Source organism: Nonomuraea indica, assembly GCF_002850745.1.
Lineage (GTDB): Bacteria > Actinomycetota > Actinomycetes > Streptosporangiales > Streptosporangiaceae > Nonomuraea > Nonomuraea indica.
In genome coordinates this window covers 373-1,551 of the sequence record NZ_KZ559493.1, presented here as the reverse complement: position 1 = coordinate 1,551, position 1,179 = coordinate 373, and the positions used below count along the sequence as shown (strand labels likewise).

At 71.0% G+C, this 1,179-nt stretch carries 1 protein-coding gene; it reads left to right on the top strand.

Features of this window, described 5'->3' with window-relative positions:
• Nucleotides 1-183: 183 nt before the first annotated feature.
• On the top strand, nt 184-1,179 hold a 996-nt coding region (locus CXR44_RS34950), incomplete at its 3' end, for a heavy metal translocating P-type ATPase (protein WP_245899810.1).

Sequence of the window (1,179 nt, the reverse complement as noted above, 5' to 3'; positions counted from 1 at the left end):
GACTTCCAGCACGAGGGCGAGGTACGCACCGCCGCCTTCACCGTCAACGCCGGTCAGGCTCCGGCCGTCGCCGCCGAAACCACCACCGCGACCCCGAAGCCCACCCCCACCAAGTCCAGTTCGCAGGACGAACACGGCGACCACAGCCACTGACGCCGGACATGACGTGAGAAAGGAGAGGTGATGGCTCCCATCACCGACGAGAAGCCGCCGGCACCCGGTGGCTCGGTCGAGCTCGCGATCGGCGGCATGACATGCGCGTCGTGCGCCAACCGGATCGAACGCAAGCTCAACAAGCTCGACGGGGTGACCGCCACGGTCAACTACGCCACCGAGAAGGCCAGGGTCGCCTTCCCCGAAGGGCTTGACCCGCAGGCGTTGATCGCCGAGGTGGAGAAGGCCGGCTACACCGCCGCGCTCCCCGCCCCGTCGGCGCGAGACTCCGGAGCGCGGGAGCCGGGCGAGGCCGCCGATGATGAGCTGCGGCCGCTGCGGAACCGGTTGATCACCTCTCTGGTGCTGTCGGTTCCGGTGATCGCGATGGCGATGGCGCCGGTGTTGCAGTTCACGAACTGGCAGTGGCTGTCGCTGACGTTGGCGGCGCCGGTGGTGGTGTACGCGGGCTGGCCGTTCCACAAGGCCGCCTGGACCAACCTGCGTCACGGCGCGGCGACCATGGACACGCTGGTGTCGCTCGGGACGCTGGCCGCGTTCGGCTGGTCGTTGTGGGCGCTGTTCTTCGGCACCGCCGGGCAGCCGGGCATGACGCACCCGTTCGAGTTCACCATCGCCCGCACCGACGGCTCGATGAACATCTATCTGGAGGCCGCCGCCGGGGTGACCGCGTTCCTGCTGGCCGGCCGCTATTTCGAGGCGCGTTCCAAGCGGCGGGCCGGGGCGGCGTTGCGGGCGTTGCTGGAGCTGGGCGCCAAGGACGTGGCGGTGCTGCGTGACGGTGTCGAGGTGCGGATCCCCACCGACCGGCTGGCGGTGGGCGACCGGTTCGTGGTCCGGCCGGGTGAGAAGATCGCCACCGACGGCGTGGTCGAGGAGGGTTCCTCGGCGGTGGACGCCTCCATGCTGACCGGCGAGTCGGTCCCCGTCGAGGTGCGGCCGGGCGACGCCGTCACCGGCGCCACCGTCAACGCGGGCGGCCGGCTGGTGGTCCGCGCCACCCGG